The sequence below is a fragment of the Corynebacterium suedekumii genome (assembly GCF_030252185.1).
Lineage (GTDB): Bacteria > Actinomycetota > Actinomycetes > Mycobacteriales > Mycobacteriaceae > Corynebacterium > Corynebacterium suedekumii.
In genome coordinates this window covers 2191742-2216661 of record NZ_CP126970.1, presented here as the reverse complement: position 1 = coordinate 2216661, position 24920 = coordinate 2191742, and the positions used below count along the sequence as shown (strand labels likewise).

Here is a 24920-nt window from a genome sequence, read left to right as displayed (position 1 = left end):
GGGCACGTGGGAGCAATAGTCTGGTTCATCGCAGCCCTGGTACTCGCCGGTCTCGAACTCGCGGTCGGCGAGTTCACCCTGCTCATGCTCGCCGGCGCCGCACTCGCCGCCGCCGGGGTGTCCCTGGCCGGGGCACCGCTGTGGGGGTCCGTCATCGCGTTCGCCGTCTCGGCCTTCGCGCTGCTGGTGTTCCTGCGGCCGTACCTCAAGCGTCGGCTGCACCAGCCGAAGGCGCTGGACACCTCCGTCAACGCCCTCATCGGCTCCAGTGCCGTGGTCATTGACCCGGTCGCCGCCCACGGCGGGCAGATCCGCCTGGACGGTTCGATCTGGTCGGCCCGCTCCCTCGACCCGTCCCACACGTTCGCCGAGGGCGAGCGTGTCTCCGTGATCAGCATCGACGGCGCCACCGCAGTCGTCTGGAAGGAAGAGTGACCCGTGGCCGGACTGATACTTCTCGTCGTCCTCCTCGTTTTCGTCGCCGTCGTCGTCATCAAATCTATCGCGCTCATCCCGCAGGGTGAGGCGGCGGTCATTGAACGTCTGGGCAGCTACACCCGGACCGTCTCCGGCGGTCTGACGCTGCTGGTGCCGTTCATCGACCGGGTGCGTGCCCGGATCGACACCCGTGAACGCGTCGTGTCCTTCCCGCCGCAGGCCGTGATCACCCAGGACAACCTGACGGTGGCGATCGACATCGTGGTCACCTTCCAGATCAACGACCCGGCGAAGGCCATCTACGGCGTCGACAACTACATCGTCGGTGTCGAGCAGATCTCCGTGGCCACGCTCCGTGACGTCGTCGGTGGCATGACCCTGGAGGAGACCCTGACCTCCCGTGAGACCATCAACCGCCGTCTGCGCGGCGAACTGGATGCGGCGACCTCCAAGTGGGGTCTGCGCATCAGCCGAGTGGAGCTCAAGGCGATTGATCCGCCGCCGTCCATCCAGCAGTCGATGGAGATGCAGATGAAGGCGGACCGCGAGAAGCGCGCCATGATCCTCACCGCCGAAGGTCGCCGCGAGTCCGACATCAAGACCGCTGAGGGTGAGAAGCAGGCCCGCATCCTCTCCGCCGAGGGTGACAAGCACGCCGCGATTCTCTCCGCCGAGGCGGAGCGACAGGCGATGATCCTGCGCGCCGAGGGTGAGCGGGCCTCCCGTTACCTGCAGGCACAGGGTGAGGCCCGTGCCATCCAGAAGGTCAACGCCGCCATCAAGTCCGCGAAGCTCACGCCCGAGGTGCTGGCGTACCAGTACCTGGAGAAGCTCCCGCAGCTGGCCGAGGGCCAGGCATCCACCATGTGGATGATCCCCTCCCAGTTCGGTGACTCCCTCGAGCAGTTCGCCCGCGCCTTCGCCCAGAAGGATGAGGAGGGTGTCTTCCGCTACGAGCCCGCCCACGTCGACGAGGAGACCCGGGAGATGGCCGAGCCGGAGAACACCGACGACTGGTTCTCCACCGCCTCGGACCCGGAGATCGCCGCCGCCGTCGCCGCCGCCAATGCGGTGGCCAACAAGCCGGTGGATCCGGAGCTGCACGAACTGGCCGGTTCCGACAAGCCTGCTCCCCGGCGTCGCCCGGAAACCCCCGCATCCTCCGAGACCGACACCGCCCGCGCGCAGCTGGAGGGCTCCTCCCCGGCGTCCGCCGTCGAGCATATCGGGATGGATTCCACCCCGGAGCAGCCGGCCGAGACGCCCTACGAGGGGCCGTACACCGACCGGAACTAGTGTCCTGATCCCGCGTCAGCACGGGTGATGAGGTTGACCGCCAGCTGCCAGCCGGCGGTCTCCGCCTGCCACCCGGCCGCCTGGAGCCGTTGCGACATCGCCTGTTTGGAGATGCCGAGCTCCTCGGCGGCCTCGTTCTGATTCAGCCCCGACCTCACCAGGGACGTGGCCTCGCGGCCCTCCAGGGTGCGTTTGGCCAGCACGTGGCCCAGCAGGGAGAACACCGCGGCGATATCCGCTGCGAGGGTGGATCCCGCCGGGCGGAGCCGGACCTTGACCGCACCGGCGCGGGCGCCCGACGACAATGACGCGGTGGCCGCGACCCGCGCGGTATCCTCGTCGCCTGCCGGGGCGACCCCGATCCCGATGGCCCAGCTGCCGTCCGACAGCAGTGCCATGGCCGTGTCACACAGTGCTTCCGGGGAGGCCACGTCAGCGCAGATGTCCTCGACTCCCAGCGAACGGAACTCCCCGACGCCCTCCAGAGTGGACAGGGCGCGGGCGGAGCGGCGGACCAGTTCGGCGCGCCGGATCTCGCGACCCCGGTACCGGGCATGAATGGCCAACATGACGTCGAGTCTACGCCACAGACTTGACCGGAAGGCGATGGTCGACGGCGAGTCCCGCGACTCCGATGAGCGCCAGCACCACCGTGAGGATGATCGCCGCGGGATGGGACTGCCCGGTCAGTGCGTCACCGAGGATCACCGTGAGGATCGTCCCCGGCGCCGAGCCCACGAAGGTGGACACCGTGAACGCCCACAACGGCACCGCCGACAGCGCAGCCGCGTAGTTGAGGACGGAGAACGGCACACCCGCGATCATCCGCAGGCTCGTCACCGCCAGCCAGCCCCGCTGCTCGAGCCGGGCGTTGATTCCCGCGACCGCCGGGTGTCGCAGCCTCGGACGCATCCAGTCGCCGAGCAGCCGGCGGACCACGAGCAGGGACACCGCCGCCGCCACCGTCGTCGCCGTCAACGAGACGATAATGCCCGGCACCGGGCCGAACAGCACCCCGCTGGCCAGAGTCAGCAGCGTGCGGGGGATCGGGAACTGGGTGATGAGGACGTAGCCGAACCAGAACGCCACCACGAACGCGGGCCCCGCCGCCTCCGCCCAGTCGCGGAGCGTGGCAATGGGCGGCACGTCCACCAGCACCGTCACCGCGAGGAAAGCGACGGCTCCGGCAATGACCACCATTCGACGGGCCGGGGACCAGCCACGGACCGCAGCCACCGCATCGTGGACCAGGCCGCCGATGAACTCCCCGAAACGCTTCACGGGCAATGAGTCTACGCCCCGGCTTAGGTCCGACTTCCTGGCCGTTGGCACGGCGCGTCACTAGACTCGGTGGCTGACAGACCGCCACCAGTGAAGGAGAGATCATGGCAGACCTGCGCACCGATCACGGACCGAAGCCCTACGTCCTGGACATCGAGAAGGTGACCACCGACAACGAGGCGTTCCGCGACACCCTGTGGACCGGCAAGTTCCTCCAGATGACCGTCATGGCGATCCCCGCCGGCGGAGAGATCGGCGCTGAGGTCCACGACGATCATGACCAGTTCCTCCGCCTGGAGGCCGGCAAGGGCCGCATCATGATCGGTGACTCCGAGGACAAGCTCGATGTGGACCAGGTCGTCGAGGATGATTTCGCGGTGTTCGTCCCGGCCGGCAAGTGGCACAACATGGTCAATGAGGGCGAGGAGACCATCAAGCTGTACTCCATTTACGCCGCACCGGACCACGTTCCGGGGACCTACCACGAGACCAAGGACGACGCGGACAACGATCCGAACGAGCAGCACTAGGAGCTCCCGACTCCTCCGCGCCCGCCTGCCCATTCAGGGGTCGGCGGGCGTTACTCATGTCCGGACCCGGGCCTGGACCCGGGCCACGTGGCGCCAGGCGAACCAGAAGTGGCGGAAAAACCCTGTTTCCGCGCGCTTCCTGGAGTGCTGGGAGCCACCGCGGCCGGAATAAAGAAGGTCCCGCGACATCGTGACAACGATGTCGCGGGACCTTCGGTTTGTGCCCGGAGGGGGACTTGAACCCCCACGTCCGTTAATAGGACACTAGCACCTCAAGCTAGCGCGTCTGCCATTCCGCCACCCGGGCCGGGTGTCATTCACTTGTTCTGTGCTCACCCTCTCGGCTGGGCACTCGCATTACTGTAGCGGGTGTTCCGGCAAACACACAAATCCGCATGTCAACCGTAGTTACAGCGATGTAACTGATAGCTTGGTGAACCATCATGAAACGAGCTTATTCGCCGCCGTCCCGGATGCCCACGTGGTCGTGGTTCGTTCCGGTGAACCCGCCGGCCGATGATCCGGCGGTGGCGCCGGAGACGTGGGTGTCCCGGCGGCAGGGCACGCTGACGCTCCTGGGGCTCCACGGGCGGGCGGTGGCGGTGCTGCTGGCGGGCGTGGTCGCCGGGATGGGGGCCTCGGTGCTCATCTCGGTGGTTGTGGGCCGGGGGTCCACGGCGGCGTTTGAGACGGTATCGGCGCAGGTGGCCCTGGTGACGGTCATGGCGACGGCAGGTTTGGCCGCCGCGTCGTGGGTGGCGGAGTCGACGGGTGATGCGTTGACGGACCTAGCGTCGGGGCGGACGGTGCATTCGGTGCGGATGTCGTTGACGTCTCGTCTGGTGGGTGCGGTGCCGACGTCGCAGACGCCGGGTGAGGTGCTCAACACGGTGGATGCGGATCTCGTATCAGGCCGGTGAGCTCAAGGAGATCGTCAACTGGCCGGTGATGATGGTGGCGTATCTGCTGGGATCGGCGGTGGTGGTCGGGGTGGCACATCCGGTGCTGGGGGTGCTCATGCTGGCCGGTGGCGTGGTGACCACGGCGGCGACGCTGGTGACGGCGGGGCCGCTGGCGCGGGTGGCGGAGCGGCGTCGGCACGCGGAGGGTGTGGCGATGTCCCTGGCGACGGATCTGGCGCAGGGGTCGCGGGTGGTCAAGGGCCTCGGTGCGGTCGAGGGGTCGATGGGCCGGTTCCACGAGGCCACGCAGCGGGCCCTGGACGTGATGCTGCGGGAGGCGCGGTTGACGGGCTGGCTGACGCTGGTGCGGCAGCTGGTGCCGACGGCCGCGGTGATCATCGTGCTGGTGGTGGCGTTGGTGATGACGCGTCGGTCGGCGATCTCGACGGCGGACCTGGTCACGGCGACCCTGGTGGTGCCGCCGGCGTTGACGTGGCTGGGGTACTCGTTGAGTTTCGCTGTGGACTACTGGGCACGGGGGCTGGTGTCCACACAGCGGATCCGGGATCTGGTCGCCGACCTGGAGGCACCGGCGCCGGCGACCGGTTCCACGGCGGTCCCGGCTCCGGGGTTGACGGTGTGGTCGAGTACCACGGCGGCGGGGCAGGAGAAGATCCGCCGGCGCCTCGACGACCTGCGTGACTCGGGCAACCCCGGCGTGGTCGTGGCCCCGCATGCGGTGGCGGTGTTCGAGGGCTCGTTGGCGGACAACATCGACCCGTTGCGCGACGCGGATCCGGAGCGGGTGCAGGCGGCGTTGTCCGCGGCGGCGTGCGGGGACATCATCACCCGTCTGGGCGGGGCGGACGGTGAGACCCTGCCGGATGCGCCGATCGGGGAGGCGGGGCTCAACCTGTCCGGTGGGCAGCGCCAGCGGGTGGCTCTGGCGCGGTGGCTGGTCCGGGACCCGGAGGTGCTGGTTCTCGACGAACCGACGACGGGCCTGGACGCGGTGACCCTCGACGCCGTGGCGCAGCAGGTGGCGCGCCTGCGGCGGGGGAGGGTCACCGTGGTGGTGACCACCTCCGCGGCGTGGGTGGGCGTGGCTGACCGGGTGGAGGTGATCCCGTGAACGCCTGGGTCCCGGATGACCGGGAGGATGCGCTGGCGCCGGCGACGGTGCGTGAGTCCCTGGCTCTGATCTGGTCGCTGCCGTCGAATCCCGGCGCCTGCTGGTATGTCGGTGCAGCCCTGATCTTCGGACTGACGGTGGGTGCCATGACGGTGTCGGCGGCGTTGCTGGGTCTGGCGGTGGACGTCATCGACGGCCCGGCGGAGACGTTCGTGTGGCTGCTCGTGGCGGTCGGGGTGGCCATGCTGGTGGAGACGGCGGGTCGCGCCGCCGGTGGGTGGCTGCTGCTGGCCCGGACCCGGATGCTGTCGGTGGACCTGCGGCGTGCGGCGCTGGCGGCGACGCTCCGGGCCCCGGTCCCGGATGTCCTGGAGCTGGGTACGGGCACGGTGATCACGCGGATCACGCACGACATCGACACGGTGGTGCGGATGCTCTCGGCGACGGGTACCCGCATCGTGGTCACCGTCCTCATGTTCCCGGTGACGTTGGTGGCGTTGCTGCTCCTCCACTGGTCGTTCGCGCTGTCCCTGGGGCTGACTCTGGTGGTGATCGTGCCGTTGCTGCGCCGGGTGTTGCCGCGGATGCCGCAGGCGGCGAACATCGTGGCCTCGGCTGAGGCGCGTCGCAACGCGGTCCTGCTGGACACGGTCCGGGGTCTGCCGACGCTGCGCGCTCTGCGTCTGGGCCCGTGGGCGGTGGGGCGGACCCGGACGGCGTCCTGGGCGGCGGTCCAGGCCCGTGCGGACCGCGCGCCGTTGTTCGTCCACCTGCTCGGTTACGGCAACATCGCCTACCTCACGCTGCTCGCGGGCACGCTAGGTCTGGCGACGTGGCTGGTGGGCCGCGACCTCATCACCATCGGCGCGGCGACCGCCGCCATGGTGCTCGTCGTTCGCCTCGAGGGCCATGTGTTCAACCTGCTGTTCTTCGCCGGTGACATCCAGGAGGCCGGCACCTCCCTCGGCCGCGCGGTGGCACTCGCGCAGATGGTGCGTGACGACGCCCGCCCGTCCCCGGCCGACCTGCCCACCGCCCCGGACATCATCATCGACTCCCTCCGCTTCTCCTATCCCGGAGGTGCTGTCATCCTGCCTGATGTGACCGTCACCCTCCCGGCGGGGAGCACCACGGCCCTGGTCGGCGCGTCCGGCGCCGGCAAGTCGACCCTGGCGGGACTCCTCGCCGGGCTGCAGCGCCCCGACTCCGGGCGCATCATCCTCGGCGGGTATGACACCGCGGGGGTCGCCGACGCCTGGGTGACCCGGCAGGTGACGCTGCTGACCCAGGACGTGCACCTTTTCTCCGGGCCCCTGCGGGACGATCTGCGCATGGCGGCACCGACGGCCACGGACGATGAGTTCATCACCGCACTGTCCGCCACCGGCCTGTCGCCGACCTCCGCCGCCTGGGCGCGCAGTCTGCCCGATGGCCTGGACACCGCCGTCGGGGCCGGGGCCGACCCGTTGCCACCCGAGGTGGCGCAGCAGATCGCCCTCACCCGGATCATCCTCCGGGACCCGCCGGTGCTCATCATGGACGAGGCCACGTCCGAGGCGGGCAGCGAGGACGCCCGGGCCCTGGAGGCGGCCGCCGCGGCCGCCGCCCGGGGTCGCACCAGCCTCATCGTCGCCCACCGGCTGGACCAGGCCATGGTCGCCGACCGGATCCTCGTCATGGACCTCGGCCGGATCGTCGAGAGCGGCACCCACGAGGAGCTCGTCGCCGCGGGTGGGCGGTACGCGCAGCTCTACGAGCGGTGGAGCGCGGGAGAGGGGCCCCTGTGAGCGGGGCGGTCGTGGCATCCCTCATGTGATCTCGGGTACAACGGGAGACATGACCTCCTATTCAGATGATTCCCGTTTCCCCGGCCCCGACCCCTACGCCCCGCTCAAGGACCTGCCGTCCTTCCCGCTCACCTCCACCGACCTCAACGACGGCGACGAGCTCGCCGAGGCGCAGCGTGCCCCGGCGAACGTCTCGCCGCAGCTGTCCTGGTCGGATCTGCCCGAGGGCACGAAGTCCCTCGCCGTGACCTGCTTCGATCCGGATGCCCCGACCGCGTCCGGTTTCTGGCACTGGGCGGCGTTCAACATCCCGGTCGACGTCACGGAGCTGCCCACCGGTGCGGGCTCGGATGAGACCCTCGGCGGTCTGGACGGTGTGGTCACCCTCGCGGGTGATCCCGGTGAAAAGGCCTACTACGGCGCCAACCCGCCGGCCGGGCATGCGCCGCACCGGTACCTCTACGCGGTGCACGCCGTGGATGTGGAGAAGCTCGACGTCGACCCGGACGCCACGGCCACCGTCCTCGGGTTCAACCTCTACTTCCACTCCATCGGGCGGGCCATCCTCTGGGGCTGGTACGAGGCCAAGTAGGCTCTGGAGACCATGAGCTCCAAGAAGCAGCGCGACGGCGCCTATCACGTCCCCCTGGCACTCCGCGTCGGCGGTGCCTTCATGGCGCTGGCCGTCGCGCTGCTCGTGTTCACCGTCATCGCCGTGTTCGGCGACGGCTGGATGGCGCCGTTCGCGGTCACCCCGCGCGTGCTGGTCATCCTCGTCGCGGCAATGATCCTCGGCGCCTTCGCCACCATCCGAAGGGACCAGGCCGCCAGCCGCACCCAGGTCATCTCGCTGGTCGTCGCCGTGGCGTTGATCATCTTCGCCCGCCTGCTGCCGAGTGAGCCTCTCTACGTCATGGCCCAGTACTGGCTGCCCATGTACGCCGTGTTCGCGTTCCTCTGCGCGCTGGTCATCCGCCGCTCGCTCATCCCGAAGGGGTAGGGGCACCGCACACACTGCCGGTCGACGACGGGCGGGCCGCAGCGATCACTGCTGTGGCCCGCCCGTGGTGTTTCCGGAGAAGGGTCAGTGCTCCGGGTTGGCCAGCCACTCCAGATCGGAGCCGATCGCCTCGGTGATCGAGCTCAGACCGTGGCGGTGGATCTGGTCGGCAATCCCGCGGTGGATGTCCCGGATCCAGTCGGGGCCACCGTAGATCAGGCCGGTGTAACCCTGCAGGAGGGTGGCACCGGACGTGATCCGTTCCCAGGCCTGCTCCGGGGTGGTGATGCCGCCCACGGAAATGAGCACCAGACGGTCGCCCACGCGTGCGTGCAGGCGCCGGAGGACGGCGAGCGCACGGTCCGCGACCGGGGGTCCCGAGATGCCGCCCGCGCCGAGGGCCTCGACATCGGCGGCCGGGGTGGACAGACCCTCCCGGGAGATGGTGGTGTTCGTGGCCACGATACCCGCCAGGCCCAGGTCGAGGGCGAGGTCGGCGACGGCGTCGACGTCCTCGTCGGACAGGTCGGGGGCGATCTTGACCAGGACCGGGGTGGTGGTGGACTCCTGGACGGCGGTGAGGATGGGCCGCAGGGACTCCACGGCCTGCAGGTCGCGCAGACCCGGGGTGTTGGGGGAGGAGACGTTGACCACCAGGTAGTCGGCGAGGTCACCGAGCAGCGTGGCGGAGCGGCGGTAGTCGCCGACGGCGTCCTCGGCGGCCACGACCTTGGTCTTGCCGATGTTGATGCCGATGACGTCATCGGAGCTGCGGCGGCGCAGGTTACCGGCCACCTCCGCGGCGCCGGCGTTGTTGAAGCCCATGCGGTTGAGGATCGCCTTGTCGGCCGGCAGGCGGAACAGTCGCGGGGTGGGGTTGCCGGGCTGCGGGGAGGCGGTGACGGTACCCAGCTCCGAGTAGCCGAAGCCGACGGAGGTCCACGTGTCGGCGGCGGTGGCGTTCTTGTCGAAACCGGCCGCCAGCCCCAGCGGGCGCGGGATCGTCCGGCCGAAGACCTCCTGGGCCAGCACCGGGTCGGAGACCGGCACCACCTTCGAGAGGATGCGGTTGGCCGGGCCGACGGCCTGGAGCAGCCCGAGGCCGTCGTGGATGACGCCGTGGATGCGCTCCGGGCGCAGGGTGAACATGCCCTTGAGGGCGAGGCGGTAGGCGGCGGTGCGCAGCGACATGGGGATGACTCCTGGGGGGATGTTAGGCGGCGTCGGGATCGTCGATGACCTGGAGGCCGTCGCCGGTGGCGGAGACCGCGACGAGAGTGCCGTCCGGCAGCACGGCGATGTGGTGGGCGTCGGCGACGGAGTTCAGGGTGTGGACCTGCTCCGGGACGCCGGAGGAGATGTCGTAGGAGGCCAGCACGTTGTCGGCGGTCGAAGCCACCCACGCGAGGTCGCGGTCGGGGTCCCACGCCACGCCCCAGGGGCTGGCGTCGACGGGGGCGGTCTGGTGGAGGCGGATGACGTCGGTCGCGGTGTAGACGGCGATCTGGTCGCCGAGGGTGTCGGAGGCGATGACCAGGCCGTCCTCACCGGCGGCGATCTGGCCGACGCCGACACCGACGCGGAGGGTGCCGCCCTGCTCGCCGTCCTCCCAGTGGATGTCCTGGACGGTGGTGTTGGCGATGTTCGAACGCACGGCGACGTCCTGGGCGCCGTTGATCGGCACGGCCAGCAGCTGGTCGGTGGTGCCGGCGACGTCGATGGTGTCGGCGTCCTCGCCGTCCCGGTGGACCGAGACGACCGATTCCTCGGCGTTGCCCACCAGCAGCTCACCGGTGGTGGTCAGCGACGCGGAGGAGGCGGGGGCGTTGTCGGAGACGTCGCGGGAGGTGGGGATGGTGGGGGAGGCGGCATCGACCAGCAGGACCTCGGAGCCGCAGGCCAGCACGAACGTGTCAGCGGAGGCGGTGAGGTCGGCGCAGGCGGCGGGGATCTCCACGGTCTCGGCCTCGCCGGCGTCGAAGTCGGCGAGGGTGCCCACCTGCAGTGACTCGGCGGACCGGAGGGCGATCGTCTCCCCGGCGACCGCGAGGTCGATGACCTCGGTGTCGACGTCGATGACGCGGCCGGCCGGGTCGACGGACTCTGGGGAGGCAGCGGCGACGGCGTTCCCCATCTCCGGGCCCGGTTCCGGAGCGGAGCCGGTCTGACAGGCGGTCAGTCCGAGCGAGGCGAGCGCGGTGGTGGCCGCGAGGGCGGTGAGGCGTCCGGTTTTCACGTCTACCGAGCCTATCAGCCGCCTATCAGCCGGTCAGCGCGGGTCAGCGGGGGACATCACCGGGGACGTCACCGGGACACGTCGTCGAGCGCCTTGATGATCGCCCGGGGCAGGACGGTGCCACCGAGCCGGAACAGTTCCTCGGCCTGGGTGGGGGAGGACGGGCCCACCACGGCCGCCGCCACGCCGGGGCGGTCACGCACCCAGGCCAGGGCCACGACGGCCGGCGGGAGACCGAGCCCCTCAGCGGCGGTGGTCACGGCGTCGACGACGACGTCGGAGGTGGTGCCCAGCAGGGCGTGGATCTCCGCTCGCGCACCGGCGGGTTGCCCGGTGGAACGGTAGCGGCCGGGCAGGACCCCGTGGGCCAGGGGTGCGGCGGCGAGAACTCCGACCCCGAGATGCCCGGCGGCGGGGATGACCTCCTCCTCGATGCCGCGGACCAGGAGGGAGTACTCGCGCTGGGCGGCGACGAGTGCCGGGCCGGTCATGGCGGCGTGGGTGACGGCGAGCTGCCAGCCGCTGTAGTCCCGGACCCCGGCGTAGCGGGCGCGACCGGTGCGCACCGCCCAGTCGAGGGTGTCGGCGACCTCCGCCGGCGGGGTCTTCTCGTCCCAGTAGCCCACCGACCACAGGTCGAGGTGGTCGGTGCCCAGGGCGGTCAGGGTCCGGTCGAGTTGGCGCATGAGCGCCCGGCGGGAACAGTCGACGCGGTGGCCCACCGGCGAGTGCGGGGCAACTCCCGCCGAGGAGGAGAGGACGAGGTCCTCGCGGTCGACGGCGGCGTCGGCAAGCACGGCGCCGAGCATCTCCTGCGAGGTACCGGCCGCATAGGCGGGGGAGGAGTCCACGAGAGTGCCACCATGGGCGGTGAAGGTGCGCAGGATCGACGCCGCGTCGTCACGCGTCACGTGGCTGCCCCAGGTCGCCGTTCCCAGACCGAGGTCGGAGACCCGTAGTCCGCTGACACCCACTCGACGTTGCTTCACCTCGACCACACTAGTAGTACGGTAATCCGCGTGAATGACGTGACGTATGCAGTTGCCGCCGCCGACAACATGACCTGGATGCAGGTCATCGTCCTGTCCATCGTGCAGGGACTGACCGAGTTCCTGCCGGTCAGCTCCTCGGGGCATCTGCGGATCGTCTCCGAGCTGTTCTGGGGGCAGGACGCCGGCGCCTCCTTCACCGCCGTCGTCCAGCTGGGTACCGAGCTGGCGGTGCTGGTCTTCTTCGCCAAGGAGATCTGGCAGATCCTCACCGGCTGGTTCCGCGGCCTGTTCAACAAGGAACTGCGCGGCTTCGACTACCGGATGGGCTGGATGGTCATCGTCGGCACCCTGCCGGTGGCGATCATCGGTTTCTTCGGCCGTGACCTCATCCGCGAGGGCCTGCGGAACCTGTGGATCACCGCCACCGTGCTCGTCCTGTTCTCCTTCGTGTTCATCATCGCGGAGAAGTTCGGTAAGAAGCAGCGCTCCTTCGACGAACTGACCATGAAGGACGCCGTGGTCATGGGCTTCGCGCAGTGCCTGGCCCTTATCCCCGGCGTCTCCCGCTCCGGCGGCACCGTCTCCGCCGGCCTGTTCATGAACCTCGACCGGGAGGTGGCCACCCGTTTCAGCTTCCTGCTCGCCATCCCCGCCGTCCTCGCCTCCGGACTGTTCTCCCTGCCCGACGCCTTCGCACCGCAGGCCGGGCAGGCGGCCTCTGCCGGGCAGCTGGTCCTCGGCGTGATCATCACCTTCGTCCTCGGTTACGCGTCGATCGCCTGGCTGCTCAAGTTCGTCGCCCACCACTCCTTCGCCTGGTTCGCCGCCTACCGCATCCCGGCCGGTCTCCTCGTCATGGCGCTGCTGGCGTTCGGGGTCCTCCAGCCTGTCTGATCGGCCCGCACGCTGACGCGTTAGAGTGTGGGACATGCGTTCCTGGCCCACCCCCGATGTCCCGCGTATCGACGGCGCGTCCGTCCCCCTCGCTCTCTTCGACACCGCCGACGAGGTCATCCGCCCCGTCGGCACCTTCGGCGCCGACGGCACCGCGGGGCTCTACGTCTGCGGCATCACCCCGTACGACTCCACCCACCTGGGCCATGCGGCCACCTACGTCACCTTCGACATCATCCACCGGGTGCTGCTGGACAACGGCCATCCCGTCCATTACGTGCAGAACATCACCGACGTCGACGACCCGCTGTTCGAGCGGGCCGAGCGCGACGGGGTGGGCTGGCGTGACCTGGGGGAGAGCCAGACCGACCTGTTCCGTTCCGACATGGAGCAGCTCAGCGTCATCCCGCCGCGCGACTACATCGGCGCGATGGAATCCGTCGACGAGGTCATCGCGCTGGTCCAGCGGCTGCTGGACAACGGGTCCGCCTACGTCGTCGACGATGCCGAGCACCCCGACGTCTACGCCTCGATCACGGCCACCGAGCAGTTCGGTTACGAGTCCAACTACGACCGGGAGACGATGGAGCGCTTCTTCGCCGAGCGCGGCGGTGACCCCGACCGACGCGGCAAGCGTGACCCGCTCGACGCTCTCATCTGGCGGGCCCACCGCGACGGGGAACCCGCCTGGGAATCCCCCTTCGGACCGGGGCGTCCCGGCTGGCACATCGAATGCTCCGCCATCGCTCTCAACCGCATCGGCGACTACTTCAGCATCCAGGGCGGTGGCAGCGACCTCATCTTCCCGCACCACGAGTTCTCCGCCGCCCACGCCGAGGCCGGCTGCGGCATCGAGCGCATGGCCGGCCACTACGTCCACTCCGGGATGATCGGGCTGGACGGCGTGAAGATGAGCAAGTCCCTGGGCAACCTCGTGTTCGTGTCCAAGCTCACCGATGCAGGCTACGACCCCTCCGCCATCCGCCTGGCCCTGCTCGACTCCCACTACCGCGCCGACCGGGACTTCTCCGACGAGATCCTCACCGACGCCGTGGGGCGTCTCGACGCCTGGCGGGTCGCCCTTCGCACCCCCGGCACCCTCGCCGGGGCACAGGCCCTGGTCCAGGAGATCCGGACCCACCTCGCCTCCGACCTGGACACCCCCGGGGCACTGGCCGACGTGGACACCTGGGCACGGGAGTACCGGGGCGAGAACGAGGCCGGCGCGGGAGAACTCGTCTCGACGGCCCTCGACGCACTGCTGGGCGTGCGCCTGTGAACGTTTTCGGTGACAATGAGTGCCATGACCATTCGCGCTGAGTTCCAACCGACTGTCGACGAGTTCATCACCACCCTCACCGACTTCTCCACCGGCAGTTACCTCAAGGAGGACGAGAAGGAGTTCTGGGACCAGCCCTTCGACCCGGCGGTCCTGCCCGAACTCACGGCGATCCTCGAACGCCTCCTCGACGCCCTGGACGTTCTCCCGGACGACCCCACCGGTGAGATGCTCAGCTCCGTGGTCCAGGTCTCGGTCGATGAACTCGAGGAGTTCAACTCTCGCCACGCCGGCGCCGTCCTCGAGCCCGAGGAGAAGCAGGAACTCAACGAGCTCATCCACGACGCCTCCGCCGCCACCGGTGCCGACGACGAGGCCCTGTCCTCTCTTCCCGAACTTGACTGAGCCGCACACGCCGCCCCGAGCGATCTTCTGGGACATGGACGGCACCCTCGTGGACACCGAACCCCTGTGGGGGATCGCCACCTACGACATGAGCGAACGCCTCGGCCGTCGCCTCACGCCGGAGCTGCGGGCCACCACCGTCGGCGGGAGTTTCCGCAACACCCTCGACGTGTGCGCCCGCCACGCCGGGGTGCAGGTGGCTGAGGAGGACTACCCACGTCACAAACGGGTCATGTTCGACCAGATGGCCGGCCTGCTCGCCGAGCATCTCACCCCCAACCCCGGGGTGACCGAGCTGCTCTCGCAGCTGCGGGGGGCCGGGGTCCCCATGCTGGTGACCACCAACACCGAACGCGAACTGGCCGCCCCCTGCATCAGTGCCGTCGGCGGGCACTTCTTCACCGACTCGGTGACCGGGGATGAGGTGCCCGCCCCCAAACCGGCACCCGACATGTACCTCGAGGCCGCCCGCCGGGTGGGTCACGACCCGGCCGACTGCCTGGTGTTCGAGGACTCGTGGGCCGGCATGACCGCCGCTGTCGACGCCGGCTGCCGCGTCATCGGCCTGGCCGACCGGGCGCCCGCCGGGGTGGTCACCCTGACCGAGCTTCACGGGCGCAACGACTTCGTGGGGGTCACCGCCGACTCCGTGGCCGAGTGGTTCGCACGACTTCCGCCCCGGTGAGTTACTCTGATCGCTTGTGAAGAACTTTGACTCCCTCTACGCCGAACTGTCCGCCCGAGCACAGGAGCGCCCCGACGGCTCCGGAACCGTCGCCGCCCTCGACGCGGGCGTGCATCACATCGGCAAGAAGGTCATCGAGGAAGCCGGCGAGGTCTGGATCGCCGCCGAGTACCAGTCCGACGAGGAGCTGGCCGAGGAAATGTCCCAGCTCATCTACTGGACCCAGGTCATGATGGTCGCCCGCGGGCTGACCCCGGACGACATCTACAAGTACCTCTAGGAGCCCTCCTGCCATGATCAAGATCGCCGTACCCAACAAGGGCTCCCTGTCCGAGGCCGCCGTCGAGATCCTCTCCGAGGCCGGTTATAAGGGCCGGGGTGACACGAAGGCCTTGGCCGTCTACGACAAGGCCAATGACGTGGAGTTCTTCTTCCTCCGCCCGAAGGACATCGCCATCTACGTCGCCGCCGGCATGCTCGACCTGGGCATCACCGGCCGTGACCTGGCCCGCGACTCCCGGGCCGAGGTCCAGGAGGTCCTCTCCCTCGGCTTCGGCGGGTCTACCTTCCGTTACGCCGCGCCGGCGGACGAGGAGTGGCGTGTCGAGGACCTGGCGGGCAAGCGCATCGCCACCTCCTACCCGAACCTCGTCCGCGACGACCTCGCCGCCCGCGGCCTGGAGGCCGAGGTCATCCGTCTCGACGGCGCGGTGGAGATCTCCATCAAGCTGGGTGTGGCCGACGCCATCGCCGACGTGGTATCCACCGGCAACACCCTGCGCCGCCAGGGTCTGGCACCCTTCGGCGAGTCCATCGTCGACTCCGAGGCCGTCATCGTCTCCCGCGCCGGTGCCGAGCTCACCGACGACCAGCGCGTCCTGCTCGCCCGCATCGAGGGCATCCTGCACGCGCAGAACTACCTCATGCTCGACTACAACGTCTCCCGCGACCGGCTCGAGCAGGCCAGCGAGATCACCCCGGGCCTGTCGGGCCCCACCGTCTCCCCGCTGGCCCGCGAGGACATGGTCGCTGTCCGTGCCCTCGTGCCCATCAAGCAGGCCAACTCGGTGATGGACCAGCTCTCCCAGCTCGGTGCCCAGGCCATCCTGGCCTCCGAGCTGCGGATCGTGCGCCTGTAGGGGCACCGGCGGGTTCCGCCGACGTTGAGCAACTCCGCAGGGATTGATCCCGGCGGAGTTGCGCGTTTCCGGCGCCTCCCGGGCGCGGCCTCGGCGAGGAACACGGGTGGGGGATCGGTGGCTACCATGGATGTGGACAGACTCACAGGTTCGTCCCAGAACGTCGACCACATCAGGAGATGTACCCATGGCGAAGACTCAGAACGAGTCCAGCAACACCGAATCCACCACTGAATCCGGCACCACCTCCGCCGAGCAGCAGGCCCGGACCGCCCCGCAGGAGGCGAAGCAGAACCTCGACGAGGGGCAGGCGAAGAAGAGCCGGACCGGCACCGCCGTCGCCCGCGCCACCCGCATCGAGGAGGACCTGCTCGGCCAGCTCGAGGTCCCCGCGGACGCCTATTACGGCGTGCACACCCTGCGCGCGATGGACAACTTCCAGATCTCGCGTACCACGATCAACCAGGTGCCCGAGTTCATCCGGGGCATGGTGCAGGTGAAGAAGGCGGCGGCGATGGCCAACCGCCGACTCCACACCTTGCCCTCGGAGAAGTACGAGGCGATCATGTGGGCCTGCGACCAGATCCTCGAGGAGGGTCGGTGCATGGACCAGTTCCCGCTCGACGTGTTCCAGGGTGGTGCCGGCACCAGCCTCAACATGAACACCAACGAGGTCGTGGCGAACCTCGCCCTGGAGTACCTGGGCAAGGAGAAGGGTGAGTACGACGTCATCAACCCCAACGACGACGTCAACATGTCCCAGTCCACCAACGACGCGTACCCGACCGGCTTCCGCCTCGGCCTGTACACGGCGATGTCCACGCTCATCGAGCAGATGGATGACCTGCAGAAGGCCTTCCTGGAGAAGGGCAGGGAGTTCCAGGACATCCTCAAGATGGGGCGCACCCAGCTGCAGGACGCGGTGCCCATGACCCTGGGAGACGAGTTCGTCGGCTTCGCCCACAACCTCGCCGAGGAGCAGGCCGTGCTGCGCAACGCCGCCGACCGTCTCCTGGAGGTCAACCTCGGCGCCACCGCGATCGGCACGGGTGTGAACACCCCGTCGGGTTACCGTCACCAGGTGACCGCCTCGCTGGCCGAGATCACCGGCCTGGAAGTCAAGTCCGCGATGGACCTCATCGAGGCCACCAGCGACACCGGCGCCTACGTCCACGCCCATTCCGCGGTCAAGCGCGCGGCGATGAAGCTGTCGAAGATCTGCAACGACCTGCGACTGCTGTCCTCCGGACCGCGCGCCGGCCTCAACGAGATCAACCTGCCGCCACGTCAGGCCGGTTCCTCGATCATGCCGGGCAAGGTCAACCCGGTCATCCCCGAGGTGGTCAACCAGGTGTGCTTCAAGGTATTCGGTAATGACCTGACCGTCACCATGGCCGCGGAGGCCGGCCAGCTCCAGCTCAACGTCATGGAGCCGGTCATCGGCGAGTCGCTGTTCCAGTCGATCCGCATCCTCGGTAACGCGGCCGTCGCGCTGCGCGAGAAGTGCGTCGTGGGCATCACCGCCAACGAGGAGGTGTGCCGTGCCTACGTGGAGAACTCCATCGGCATCATCACCTACCTCAACCCCTTCATCGGCCACCACAACGGTGACCTGGTGGCCAAGGAGGCCCTGCAGACCGGCCGTGGCGTCAAGGAGCTCATCCTGGAGAAGGGTCTGCTCGATGAGGACACCCTCAACCGGGTGCTGTCGGCGGAGAACCTCATGCATCCGCAGTTCCGCGGGAAGCTCTACCTGGACCAGTAGCGCCCCCGGCCGGGCAGGGTGACCCGGCGCCATGATGTCCACTTGTGTGTGTTCTCACACAAGTGGACATTGCATTCTCCGGGGAGGATACTCAAAGATGACATGTTTCATCCACCGTGAGCGGCCCCACCAAACGGCCCTCACCACCGACCGAAAGTGAAGATCAGCCGTGTTACTGGCTCTTCAGATCCTCATCGTCCTCGGCGCCATCGTCCTGGGTGCCCGCCTCGGTTCCATCGCCATCGGCTTCGCCGGCGGCCTCGGCGTCCTCCTGCTCGGCGTGACCGGTGTGCCCGTGACCGCGGAGGACATCCCCTTCGACGTCATCGGCATCATCATGTGTGTCATCGCGGCCATCTCCGCGATGCAGCGCGCCGGCGGCATGGACTACCTCGTCCACCTTGCCGAGAAGTTCCTGCGCCGCAACCCGAAGCAGATCACCCTGTGGGCCCCGGTGGTCACCTGGCTGATGACTGTGTTCGCCGGCACCGGCCACACCGCCTTCTCCACCCTCCCGGTCATCGTCGAGGTGGCCAAGGAGGGGCGGATCCGCCCGTCCCGCCCGCTGTCGGTGGCGGTCATCGCCTCCCAGATGGCCATCGTGGCCTCGCCGATCTCCGCCGCGGTGGTCTTCATGGCGTCGATCCTCGAGCCGTTGGGCGTCAGCTACCTCACCCTGCTGGGCATCATGATTCCGGCGACCTTCCTCGCCATCATCCCCACTTCGCTGCTGACCAACCGGCTGGGCAAGGAACTCGAGGACGACCCGGTATTCCAGGACCGCCTGGCCAAGGGCCTGGTCCGCGAACCTGTCGCCCAGTCCACCTGGGTGCCGCCGAAGGGTGCGAGGGCATCCGTGTGGATCTTCCTCGTCGCCATCATCGGCGTCATGCTCTACGCCACCGCGATCTCCGAGCAGGTGGGCCTGATCACCGACCCGGCGCTGCCGCGCAACGAGGCGATCATGACCATCATGCTCGCCGCCGCCACCGTCATGGTGCTCATCACCCGGATCCCGGCGGACGAGATCATCAAGACCCAGGTCTTCCGGTCGGGCATGTCCGCCTCGGTGTGTGTCCTCGGTGTCGCGTGGCTGGGCACGACCTTCATCAACCACTACATCGAGGACATCCAGGTCCTCGCCGGCGACGTGCTCCAGACCAGCCCGTGGCTGCTGGCCGTGGTCCTCTTCTTCGCCGCCGCGCTGCTGTACTCGCAGGCGGCCACCGCCAAGGCCCTCATCCCCGCGGCCCTGGCCATCGGTGTCAGCCCGCTCACCGCGGTCGCCGCGTTCCCGGCCGTCTCCGCCCTCTTCGTGCTTCCGACCTATCCGACTCTGCTGGCTGCCGTAGAGATGGACGACACCGGTTCGACCCGCATCGGCAAGTACGTCTTCGACCACCCGTTCCTCGTCCCCGGTGTGGTCAACATCGTCACCTCGGTCGTGCTGGCCTACCTCATCGGTGCGGTCCTGATCTAGCGGGGATCCGCCGCCCCGGCGGCGATGACCAGATCCTGCCAGCCCATGCCGACAGTCTTGACCACCGTCGGCCGATCGACCGGGGCAGTGATCTCGCCCAGGACGACCTCCCGCAGCGTCCGCAGGGACGCCCGGTCGAGGTGCCCCTCGTCGATCGCCCTGACCACATCGCCCGCCTCCCGCAGGGCCGTGTCGACGTCCTCGACGACCACCAGGGAGCGGGACATGAGCTCGCCGGTGAGTTCCCGCCGGTCCGGCTCATGGGAGCCGATGGCGACGATACAGGTGCCGTCGGCGACCCAGTCCGACTCCAGCACCGGCTCGGCGGTGGAGGTCGCGCAGATGATCAGCTGCGAGGCGCGGGCCGCGGACGGCAGGTCCGCAGCCTCGACCACCTCGCAGGGAATCCCCAGCTCGGTGATCCGCGCCGCGGTGGCCGCGGCGCGTTCGGCGTTGCGGGCGGAGAGGACGGCGCGGGCGGGGCGTCGCAACGCGAGCAGGGCCTCGGCATGAGCCACGGTCTGCGGCCCGCTGCCGATGAACAGCACCTGGTCCACCTGTTCAGGGCACAGGTACTCGACACCGAGCATGGACACGGCGGGGGTACGGATGGTGGTCAGCGCGGTGCCGTCGAGAAGCACGGTGGGGGTGAGCGTGTCGCTGTCCATGAGGATGTACCAGCCCTGGATCCGGGGAAAACCGCGGGCCGGGTTGTCGGGGGAGACGGACAGAAGTTTGACGCCAGTGGCAGCGCCCACGGTCGACGGCATGAACAGCAGGTGTCCGTCGGCGGCGTCGGCCGCGGTGCGCGGTGGCTCCCCGGTCGGGTCGAACCCGTCGGTCAGGGCCTGCCCCAGGAGACGGCGGGCCCGGTCGTGGGAGACACGGCGGGTGATCTCGTCATGGTCGATCCATTCAGGTGCGGTCATGGCGCCCACCTTACAAACCGATGAGCCGGGGCAGGCTGCGCGGTAGTGTCGGTGACATGACACTCACGGACGTCGACATCGCCCAGGCCCACACCCTCGAGCCGATCACCGAGATCGCGGACCGCGCCGGCATCCCGGCGGACGCGCTCATCCCCTACGGCACCACCAAGGCGAAAGTCGACATCACCCGTCTCGATGACACCGCCCCCACCGGCAAACTCGTCCTGGTCACCGGCATTTCCCCGACACCGGCGGGAGAGGGCAAGTCCACCGTCCTCATCGGCCTGACGGACGGTCTGGCCCGCCTGGGTGTCAAGGCCGCCGCAGCGCTGCGTGAGCCCTCGCAGGGCCCGGTGATGGGCATCAAGGGTGGCGCCGCCGGCGGCGGCTACTCGCAGATCGTGCCCATGGAGGAGATCAACCTCCACTTCACCGGCGACTTCCACGCCATCGCCGCGGCCACCAACACCCTGGCGGCGCTCATCGACAACCACATCCAGCAGGGCAACGCCCTCGGCATCGACCCCCGCCGGGTGACCTGGCAGCGCTGCCTCGACGTCAACGACCGGGCCCTGCGCTCCGTGATCACCGGCCTCGGGGGTCCTGTCCACGGCACCCCGCGCGAGACCGGGTTCACCATCACCGCCGCCTCCGAGATCATGGCCGTGCTCTGCCTGGCCACCGGCCTGGAGGACCTCAAACGCCGCATCGAGAGCATCACCGTGGGTTTCACCTACGACCAGCGTCCCGTGACCGCCGGGGAACTCGGCGGCACCGGGGCGCTCGCGGCCCTGATGAAGGAGGCAATCAACCCCAATCTCGTGCAGACCCTGGGCGGCACCCCCGCCTACGTCCACGGCGGGCCCTTCGCCAACATCGCCCACGGCTGCAACTCGCTCATCGCCACCCGCGTCGCGCTCCAGCATGCCGACGTCGTCTGCACCGAGGCCGGGTTCGGCTCCGACCTCGGCGCGGAGAAGTTCCTCGACATCAAGGCCCGTTCCGGCGACCTCGATGTCGCCGGCGCCGTCGTCGTGGCCACGATCCGCTCGCTGAAGTACAACGGTGGCGTGGCCCGGGAGGACCTGACCACCGAGAACCTTGACGCCCTCAAGGCCGGCGTGGTCAACCTCGCCCGCCATGTCTCCAACATCCAGCAGTTCGGCATCACCCCGGTCGTCGCCCTCAACCTGTTCACCTCCGACACCACCGCGGAACGGGAGTTCATGCGGACCTGGGCGAAGGACTTCCAGGTGCTGCTCGCCGAGGCCGAGGTGTGGGCGAAGGGCGGCGAAGGCGCCGAGGAGCTGGCCCGCACCGTCCTGGACAACCTCACGGGCACGTCCACCCAGCTCTACGACCCGGCGCGCGGGGTGGAGAAGTCCATCGAGACCATCGCCAAGCGGATCTACCGCGCCGGTGCGGTCGAGTACTCCCCGAAGGCGCTCAAGGATCTGCAGCTCATCCGCGACAACGGCTGGGACGACCTGCCGGTGTGCATCTCCAAGACGCAGTACTCCTTCAGCGACGACCCCACCGCCCTCGGCGCCCCCTCCGGCCACACCCTCCACGTCCGGGAGCTGCTGCCGCGCACCGGCGCGGGCTTCATCGTCGCGCTCACCGGCGCGGTGATGACCATGCCGGGCCTGCCGAAGAAGCCGGCCGCCGACAACATCGACATCGGCGCCGACGGCCGGATCTCCGGGCTGTTCTAATCCTGCTGGTCCTGCTGGTCAGCCGTGGACCCGGGCCAGCCCGGGTACTCCGGCGGCGTGCCGCCGAACTCGGGGCACAGGGACTGGAACGAGCACCAGCCGCACAGCTTCGACGTCTTCGGGCGGAAGGTCCCCGCCTTGCCGTCGCCCTCGATCTTCGCCCACAGGTCCCCGAGGTCGCGTTCGAAGTACTCCAGTTCCTCCTTCGACGGGGTGAGGAACATCGAGTCGATGACCTTGAGGTACATCAGCCGCAGCTGGTCCGGGATGGTGTGGAACAACCGCCAGTAGACCAGGGCGTAGAAGCGCATCTGGAACTGCGCGTCGTGGGCGTAGCGGGGGATGGGCTTCTTGCCCGTCTTGTAGTCGACCACCCGCACCTCGCCGGTGGGGGCGACGTCCACCCGGTCGATGAACCCGCGGACCGGGACACCGTTGGGCAGCACCGTGTCCACGTACATCTCCACGGCGTGCGCGTCGAAACCCTGCGGGTTCTCCATGGAGAAGTAGCCGCGCAGCAGCGTGCGGCACTCGACGAGGAAGTCATGGAGCTGGACCTCGGGCACCAGCTCGTCAAGCTCCGGGTCCGCCGCCCGCATCTTCTCCCAGTGGGGCTTGAGCTTCTTCACCGCTGCCGGGTAGGACCGCTGCTCCCGAGGCAGACCGTGCATCTCCTCGAGTACCGCGTGCACGAGCGTCCCCTTCACCTGGGCCACCGTCGACGGCTCCGGTAGCCGGTCGATCGCCCGGAAACGGTAGAGCAGCGGGCACTGCTTGTAGTCGGAGGCACGAGACGGAGACAGGGCGAGCGGTCGGGGAGTACGGGGCGTGGCGGCAGGAGAAGACATGATGCCACCAGCCTAACGGGTGGGACACCTGGCACAGTGGAGGCCATGAACCAGACAACCGACTTCCTCGACTTCGTCGCCGCCTCCCCGAGCTCGTACCACGCCGCCGCGGAGGTGGCCGAGCGGTTGGCCGCCGACGGCTTCGCCCGGCAGGACGAGACCGCAGCATGGGACGCACGCCCCGGCGGGCATGTGCTGGTACGCGGTGGCGCGGTCCTGGCCTGGTGGGTGCCGGAGGACGCGTCCCCGGAATCCGGATCCCGGATCATCGGTTCCCACACCGATTCCCCCGGTTTCACCCTCAAGCCGAATCCGGAGACCACCGCCTTCGGCTGGCAGCAGGCGGCCGTCGAGGTGTACGGCGGCCCGATCCTCCATTCCTGGTTCGACCGGGAACTGACCTTCGCCGGCCGGGTCGTCCTCGCCGACGGCTCCCAGCGGCTGGTGTCCACCGGGCCAGTCGCCCGCATCCCCAACCTGGCCATCCATCTCGACCGTTCGACCGAACTGAAGGTCGACCGGCAGCAGCACACCCAGCCGATCGTGGCCACCACCGGCACGACGGTCCTGGATGCTGTCGCGGAGGCCGCGGGGGTTGACGCCCAGGACATCTACGGCCATGACCTCATCACCTGTGACGCCCAGCGAGGCGAGGTGTTCGGCACGGATGCGGAGTTCCTCGCCGCGGGACGCCTGGACAACCTCACCTCTGTCCATGCTTCGCTCATCGCCCTGCAACGCGCCATCGCCTCCGGTGACACCGGCAGCGATGTCCTCGTCCTTGCCGCCTTCGACCATGAGGAGGTGGGGTCCGCCTCCGTCAACGGGGCCGCGGGCCCTGTCCTGGAACAGGTGCTCACCCGCACCGCCACCGCCCTCGGCGCCGACGAGGATGCCCGACACCGGATGATCGCGCGTTCCACCTGTGTCTCGGCGGATGCGGCCCATGCCGTCCATCCCGCCCACGCGGGCAAGCATGATCCCACGCACCAGCCGATGATCGGCCGTGGCCCGGTGACCAAGATCAACGGTAACCAGCGCTACGCGTCCTCGCCCGACACCGTCGCCTGGTGGGAGGTGGCCTGCCGGGCCGCCGGAGTGTCCTCCCAGACTTTCGTGGGCAACAACTCGGTGCCCTGCGGATCGACGATCGGCCCGATCACCGCGACCCGGTTGGGGATCCCCACGGTCGATGTGGGCGTGCCGCTGCTGTCCATGCACTCCGCCCGCGAACTGGTCGGGGTGCAGGACCAGCTGTGGTTCGCCGATGCGCTTGAGGCATACTTGATCAACCGTTAACCACCCCCGAACTCCCAGGAGCACCCCCGACATGGCCTATTCCGGCCCGTTCCAGCCCGGCGACCGCGTGCAGCTCACCGACGCGAAGCGCCGACACTTCACCCTCAACCTGGTGCCGGGAGGTAAGTTCCACTCCCACAAGGGCATCGTCGAGCACGACCAGATCATCGGCATGGACGAGGGCTCGGTGGTCACCTCGACCATGGGGTCGGACTTCCTGCTGTTCCGCCACCTCATGGTCGATCATGTGCTCTCCATGCCGCGTGGTGCTGCGGTGATCTACCCCAAGGACACGGCCCAGATCCTCGTCGAGGGTGACATCTTCCCCGGAGCCCGGGTCCTTGAGGCCGGCGCCGGATCGGGTGCCCTGTCCATGAACCTCCTGCGGGCGGTGGGGGAGAAGGGCAAGGTCATCTCCTACGAGATCCGCGAGGACCACCTCGAGTACGCCCAGGCCAACGTCGACGAGTACTTCGGCGGCCGGCCGGACACGTGGGATCCCCGGCTCGGGGACCTCAAGGACGTCACCGTCGACGATCTGGGCGGGCCCGTCGACCGGGTCATCCTCGACATGGTCGAGCCGTGGGACTGCCTGCCCGTCGTCCGGGACGTGCTCATCCCGGGCGGGGTGTTCATGACCTACGTGGCCACCGTCCCCCAGCTGATGAACATCATGGAGGGCATCCGTGAGCTGCAGTGCTTCACCGAGCCGCGTGCCTGGGAATCCCTGGTCCGGGAGTGGAAGGTCGAGGGTCTGGCGACCCGCCCGGAGCACCGGATGAATGCGCACACCGCCTTCCTCGTCCTCGCCCGCCGCCTGGCCGACGGAGTCACCCCGCCGCGCCCGCAGCGTCGCGCCCGCCGCTGACGCCGGCGATCAGCCGGGGT

The 24920-nt window shown here is 69.0% G+C and carries 26 protein-coding genes and 1 tRNA gene; 18 read left to right on the top strand and 9 right to left on the bottom strand.

All coding sequences use genetic code 11. From position 1 onward, the window contains the following. Nucleotides 1–6 precede the first annotated feature (6 nt). Nucleotides 7–435: an NfeD family protein gene (locus tag QP029_RS11115; protein WP_284874355.1), complete on the top strand. Its 429-nt coding sequence runs from the start codon at nt 7–9 to the stop codon at nt 433–435. 3 nt (nt 436–438) lie between these two features. Then, entirely contained in the window at nt 439–1734 is a 1296-nt protein-coding gene (locus QP029_RS11110; protein WP_284874354.1) for an SPFH domain-containing protein, read from the top strand. Here QP029_RS11110 and QP029_RS11105 read toward each other — a convergent pair. Continuing rightward, nucleotides 1731–2303: a MarR family transcriptional regulator gene (locus tag QP029_RS11105; RefSeq protein ID WP_284874353.1), complete on the bottom strand. Its 573-nt coding sequence runs from the start codon at nt 2301–2303 to the stop codon at nt 1731–1733. The genes QP029_RS11110 and QP029_RS11105 overlap by 4 nt on opposite strands. A gap of 10 nt (nt 2304–2313) precedes the next feature. Further along, entirely contained in the window at nt 2314–3015 is a 702-nt protein-coding gene (locus QP029_RS11100; protein ID WP_284874352.1) for a TVP38/TMEM64 family protein, read from the bottom strand. Nucleotides 3016–3119: 104 nt separating this feature from the next. Here QP029_RS11100 and QP029_RS11095 point away from each other — a divergent pair, with 104 nt between their 5' ends. Further along, entirely contained in the window at nt 3120–3545 is a 426-nt protein-coding gene (locus QP029_RS11095) for a cupin domain-containing protein (RefSeq protein ID WP_284874351.1), read from the top strand. A gap of 221 nt (nt 3546–3766) precedes the next feature. On the opposite strand, the gene QP029_RS11090 is transcribed toward QP029_RS11095, so the two are convergent. Both QP029_RS11090 and QP029_RS11085 read right to left on the bottom strand, forming a co-directional pair. Next, nucleotides 3767–3852: transfer RNA gene (locus QP029_RS11090), tRNA-Leu, on the bottom strand. A 147-nt stretch (nt 3853–3999) separates the two neighbouring features. Next, complete coding sequence (locus QP029_RS11085; protein WP_284874350.1) at nt 4000–4431, bottom strand: hypothetical protein; 432 nt, start codon at nt 4429–4431, stop codon at nt 4000–4002. Between the two features lie 8 nt (nt 4432–4439). Between QP029_RS11085 and QP029_RS11080 the strand changes: the two genes are divergently transcribed. The 4 genes from QP029_RS11080 to QP029_RS11065 are packed head-to-tail and all read left to right on the top strand — an operon-like array spanning nt 4440 to nt 8366. Continuing rightward, complete coding sequence (locus tag QP029_RS11080; RefSeq protein ID WP_284874349.1) at nt 4440–5579, top strand: ATP-binding cassette domain-containing protein; 1140 nt, start codon at nt 4440–4442, stop codon at nt 5577–5579. Then, complete coding sequence (locus tag QP029_RS11075; protein ID WP_284874348.1) at nt 5576–7366, top strand: ABC transporter ATP-binding protein; 1791 nt, start codon at nt 5576–5578, stop codon at nt 7364–7366. The genes QP029_RS11080 and QP029_RS11075 overlap by 4 nt, the downstream gene beginning before the upstream one ends. A gap of 49 nt (nt 7367–7415) precedes the next feature. Next, nucleotides 7416–7958 (top strand): YbhB/YbcL family Raf kinase inhibitor-like protein, encoded by a 543-nt coding sequence (locus QP029_RS11070; protein ID WP_284874347.1) that lies wholly within the window; start codon nt 7416–7418, stop codon nt 7956–7958. Between the two features lie 12 nt (nt 7959–7970). Then, nucleotides 7971–8366 carry a hypothetical protein gene (locus tag QP029_RS11065; RefSeq protein WP_273055178.1) on the top strand — a complete coding sequence of 132 codons (396 nt, stop codon included), beginning with the start codon at nt 7971–7973 and terminating at the stop codon, nt 8364–8366. Between the two features lie 84 nt (nt 8367–8450). Here the strand turns inward: QP029_RS11065 and QP029_RS11060 are convergent, their stop codons facing one another. The 3 genes from QP029_RS11060 to QP029_RS11050 all read right to left on the bottom strand — a co-directional run bounded on the left by QP029_RS11060 (nt 8451) and on the right by QP029_RS11050 (nt 11591). Beyond that, nucleotides 8451–9557, bottom strand: coding sequence for a quinone-dependent dihydroorotate dehydrogenase (locus QP029_RS11060; protein WP_284874346.1), 1107 nt, complete (start codon nt 9555–9557; stop codon nt 8451–8453). Nucleotides 9558–9579: 22 nt separating this feature from the next. Continuing rightward, on the bottom strand, nt 9580–10602 hold the full coding sequence (locus QP029_RS11055; RefSeq protein WP_284874345.1) for a YncE family protein: 1023 nt from the start codon (nt 10600–10602) through the stop codon (nt 9580–9582). A gap of 68 nt (nt 10603–10670) precedes the next feature. Beyond that, a complete protein-coding gene (locus QP029_RS11050; protein ID WP_284874344.1) occupies nt 10671–11591 on the bottom strand; it encodes an aldo/keto reductase in 921 nt (306 codons plus the stop codon). Nucleotides 11592–11660: 69 nt separating this feature from the next. Between QP029_RS11050 and QP029_RS11045 the strand changes: the two genes are divergently transcribed. From QP029_RS11045 to QP029_RS11010, 8 genes are all read left to right on the top strand, one after another. Continuing rightward, nucleotides 11661–12488, top strand: a complete 828-nt coding sequence (locus tag QP029_RS11045) for an undecaprenyl-diphosphate phosphatase (protein ID WP_284876234.1) — start codon at nt 11661–11663, stop codon at nt 12486–12488. A gap of 34 nt (nt 12489–12522) precedes the next feature. Continuing rightward, nucleotides 12523–13767: a cysteine--1-D-myo-inosityl 2-amino-2-deoxy-alpha-D-glucopyranoside ligase gene (gene mshC, locus QP029_RS11040; protein WP_284874343.1), complete on the top strand. Its 1245-nt coding sequence runs from the start codon at nt 12523–12525 to the stop codon at nt 13765–13767. A gap of 24 nt (nt 13768–13791) precedes the next feature. After that, nucleotides 13792–14172, top strand: coding sequence for a hypothetical protein (locus QP029_RS11035; protein WP_284874342.1), 381 nt, complete (start codon nt 13792–13794; stop codon nt 14170–14172). Between the two features lie 34 nt (nt 14173–14206). Further along, nucleotides 14207–14857: an HAD family hydrolase gene (locus tag QP029_RS11030; RefSeq protein ID WP_284874341.1), complete on the top strand. Its 651-nt coding sequence runs from the start codon at nt 14207–14209 to the stop codon at nt 14855–14857. Nucleotides 14858–14873: 16 nt separating this feature from the next. Next, nucleotides 14874–15137, top strand: a complete 264-nt coding sequence (locus QP029_RS11025; protein WP_284874340.1) for a phosphoribosyl-ATP diphosphatase — start codon at nt 14874–14876, stop codon at nt 15135–15137. A gap of 13 nt (nt 15138–15150) precedes the next feature. Then, nucleotides 15151–15996 carry an ATP phosphoribosyltransferase gene (hisG, locus tag QP029_RS11020; protein ID WP_284874339.1) on the top strand — a complete coding sequence of 282 codons (846 nt, stop codon included), beginning with the start codon at nt 15151–15153 and terminating at the stop codon, nt 15994–15996. A 187-nt stretch (nt 15997–16183) separates the two neighbouring features. Next, the gene (gene aspA / locus QP029_RS11015) at nt 16184–17761 is read left to right on the top strand and encodes an aspartate ammonia-lyase (protein ID WP_284874338.1); all 1578 of its coding nucleotides are present in this window, start codon (nt 16184–16186) and stop codon (nt 17759–17761) included. A 169-nt stretch (nt 17762–17930) separates the two neighbouring features. Then, nucleotides 17931–19241, top strand: coding sequence for an anaerobic C4-dicarboxylate transporter (locus QP029_RS11010; RefSeq protein WP_284874337.1), 1311 nt, complete (start codon nt 17931–17933; stop codon nt 19239–19241). Here the strand turns inward: QP029_RS11010 and QP029_RS11005 are convergent. Further along, nucleotides 19238–20170 (bottom strand): ornithine cyclodeaminase family protein, encoded by a 933-nt coding sequence (locus QP029_RS11005; protein WP_284874336.1) that lies wholly within the window; start codon nt 20168–20170, stop codon nt 19238–19240. The genes QP029_RS11010 and QP029_RS11005 overlap by 4 nt on opposite strands. A 56-nt stretch (nt 20171–20226) precedes the next feature. On the opposite strand from QP029_RS11005, the gene QP029_RS11000 reads away from it, so the two are divergent. Next, on the top strand, nt 20227–21885 hold the full coding sequence (locus QP029_RS11000; protein WP_284874335.1) for a formate--tetrahydrofolate ligase: 1659 nt from the start codon (nt 20227–20229) through the stop codon (nt 21883–21885). On the opposite strand, the gene QP029_RS10995 is transcribed toward QP029_RS11000, so the two are convergent. Next, on the bottom strand, nt 21882–22733 hold the full coding sequence (locus tag QP029_RS10995) for a RecB family exonuclease (protein WP_284874334.1): 852 nt from the start codon (nt 22731–22733) through the stop codon (nt 21882–21884). The two genes, QP029_RS11000 and QP029_RS10995, sit on opposite strands and share 4 nt — an antisense overlap. A 45-nt stretch (nt 22734–22778) precedes the next feature. Here QP029_RS10995 and QP029_RS10990 point away from each other — a divergent pair, with 45 nt between their 5' ends. Continuing rightward, nucleotides 22779–24032 (top strand): M18 family aminopeptidase, encoded by a 1254-nt coding sequence (locus tag QP029_RS10990; protein ID WP_284874333.1) that lies wholly within the window; start codon nt 22779–22781, stop codon nt 24030–24032. A 31-nt stretch (nt 24033–24063) separates the two neighbouring features. After that, nucleotides 24064–24900 (top strand): tRNA (adenine-N1)-methyltransferase, encoded by an 837-nt coding sequence (locus QP029_RS10985; protein ID WP_284874332.1) that lies wholly within the window; start codon nt 24064–24066, stop codon nt 24898–24900. Nucleotides 24901–24920 lie beyond the last annotated feature (20 nt).

Bases quoted from the DNA above. Each gene is read 5' to 3' on its own strand.
- aspA (WP_284874338.1), top strand. From the start codon at position 16,184: ATGGCGAAGACTCAGAACGAGTCCAGCAACACCGAATCCACCACTGAA.
- QP029_RS11095 (WP_284874351.1), top strand. From the start codon at position 3,120: ATGGCAGACCTGCGCACCGATCACGGACCGAAGCCCTACGTCCTGGAC.
- QP029_RS11035 (WP_284874342.1), top strand. From the start codon at position 13,792: ATGACCATTCGCGCTGAGTTCCAACCGACTGTCGACGAGTTCATCACC.
- QP029_RS10995 (WP_284874334.1), bottom strand. From the start codon at position 22,733: ATGTCTTCTCCTGCCGCCACGCCCCGTACTCCCCGACCGCTCGCCCTG.
- QP029_RS11105 (WP_284874353.1), bottom strand. From the start codon at position 2,303: ATGTTGGCCATTCATGCCCGGTACCGGGGTCGCGAGATCCGGCGCGCC.
- QP029_RS11000 (WP_284874335.1), top strand. From the start codon at position 20,227: ATGACACTCACGGACGTCGACATCGCCCAGGCCCACACCCTCGAGCCG.
- QP029_RS11060 (WP_284874346.1), bottom strand. From the start codon at position 9,557: ATGTCGCTGCGCACCGCCGCCTACCGCCTCGCCCTCAAGGGCATGTTC.
- QP029_RS10985 (WP_284874332.1), top strand. From the start codon at position 24,064: ATGGCCTATTCCGGCCCGTTCCAGCCCGGCGACCGCGTGCAGCTCACC.
- QP029_RS11065 (WP_273055178.1), top strand. From the start codon at position 7,971: ATGAGCTCCAAGAAGCAGCGCGACGGCGCCTATCACGTCCCCCTGGCA.
- QP029_RS11005 (WP_284874336.1), bottom strand. From the start codon at position 20,170: ATGACCGCACCTGAATGGATCGACCATGACGAGATCACCCGCCGTGTC.
- mshC (WP_284874343.1), top strand. From the start codon at position 12,523: ATGCGTTCCTGGCCCACCCCCGATGTCCCGCGTATCGACGGCGCGTCC.
- QP029_RS11070 (WP_284874347.1), top strand. From the start codon at position 7,416: ATGACCTCCTATTCAGATGATTCCCGTTTCCCCGGCCCCGACCCCTAC.
- QP029_RS10990 (WP_284874333.1), top strand. From the start codon at position 22,779: ATGAACCAGACAACCGACTTCCTCGACTTCGTCGCCGCCTCCCCGAGC.
- QP029_RS11080 (WP_284874349.1), top strand. From the start codon at position 4,440: ATGCGGATCTCGTATCAGGCCGGTGAGCTCAAGGAGATCGTCAACTGG.
- hisG (WP_284874339.1), top strand. From the start codon at position 15,151: ATGATCAAGATCGCCGTACCCAACAAGGGCTCCCTGTCCGAGGCCGCC.
- QP029_RS11030 (WP_284874341.1), top strand. From the start codon at position 14,207: ATGGACGGCACCCTCGTGGACACCGAACCCCTGTGGGGGATCGCCACC.
- QP029_RS11045 (WP_284876234.1), top strand. From the start codon at position 11,661: ATGACCTGGATGCAGGTCATCGTCCTGTCCATCGTGCAGGGACTGACC.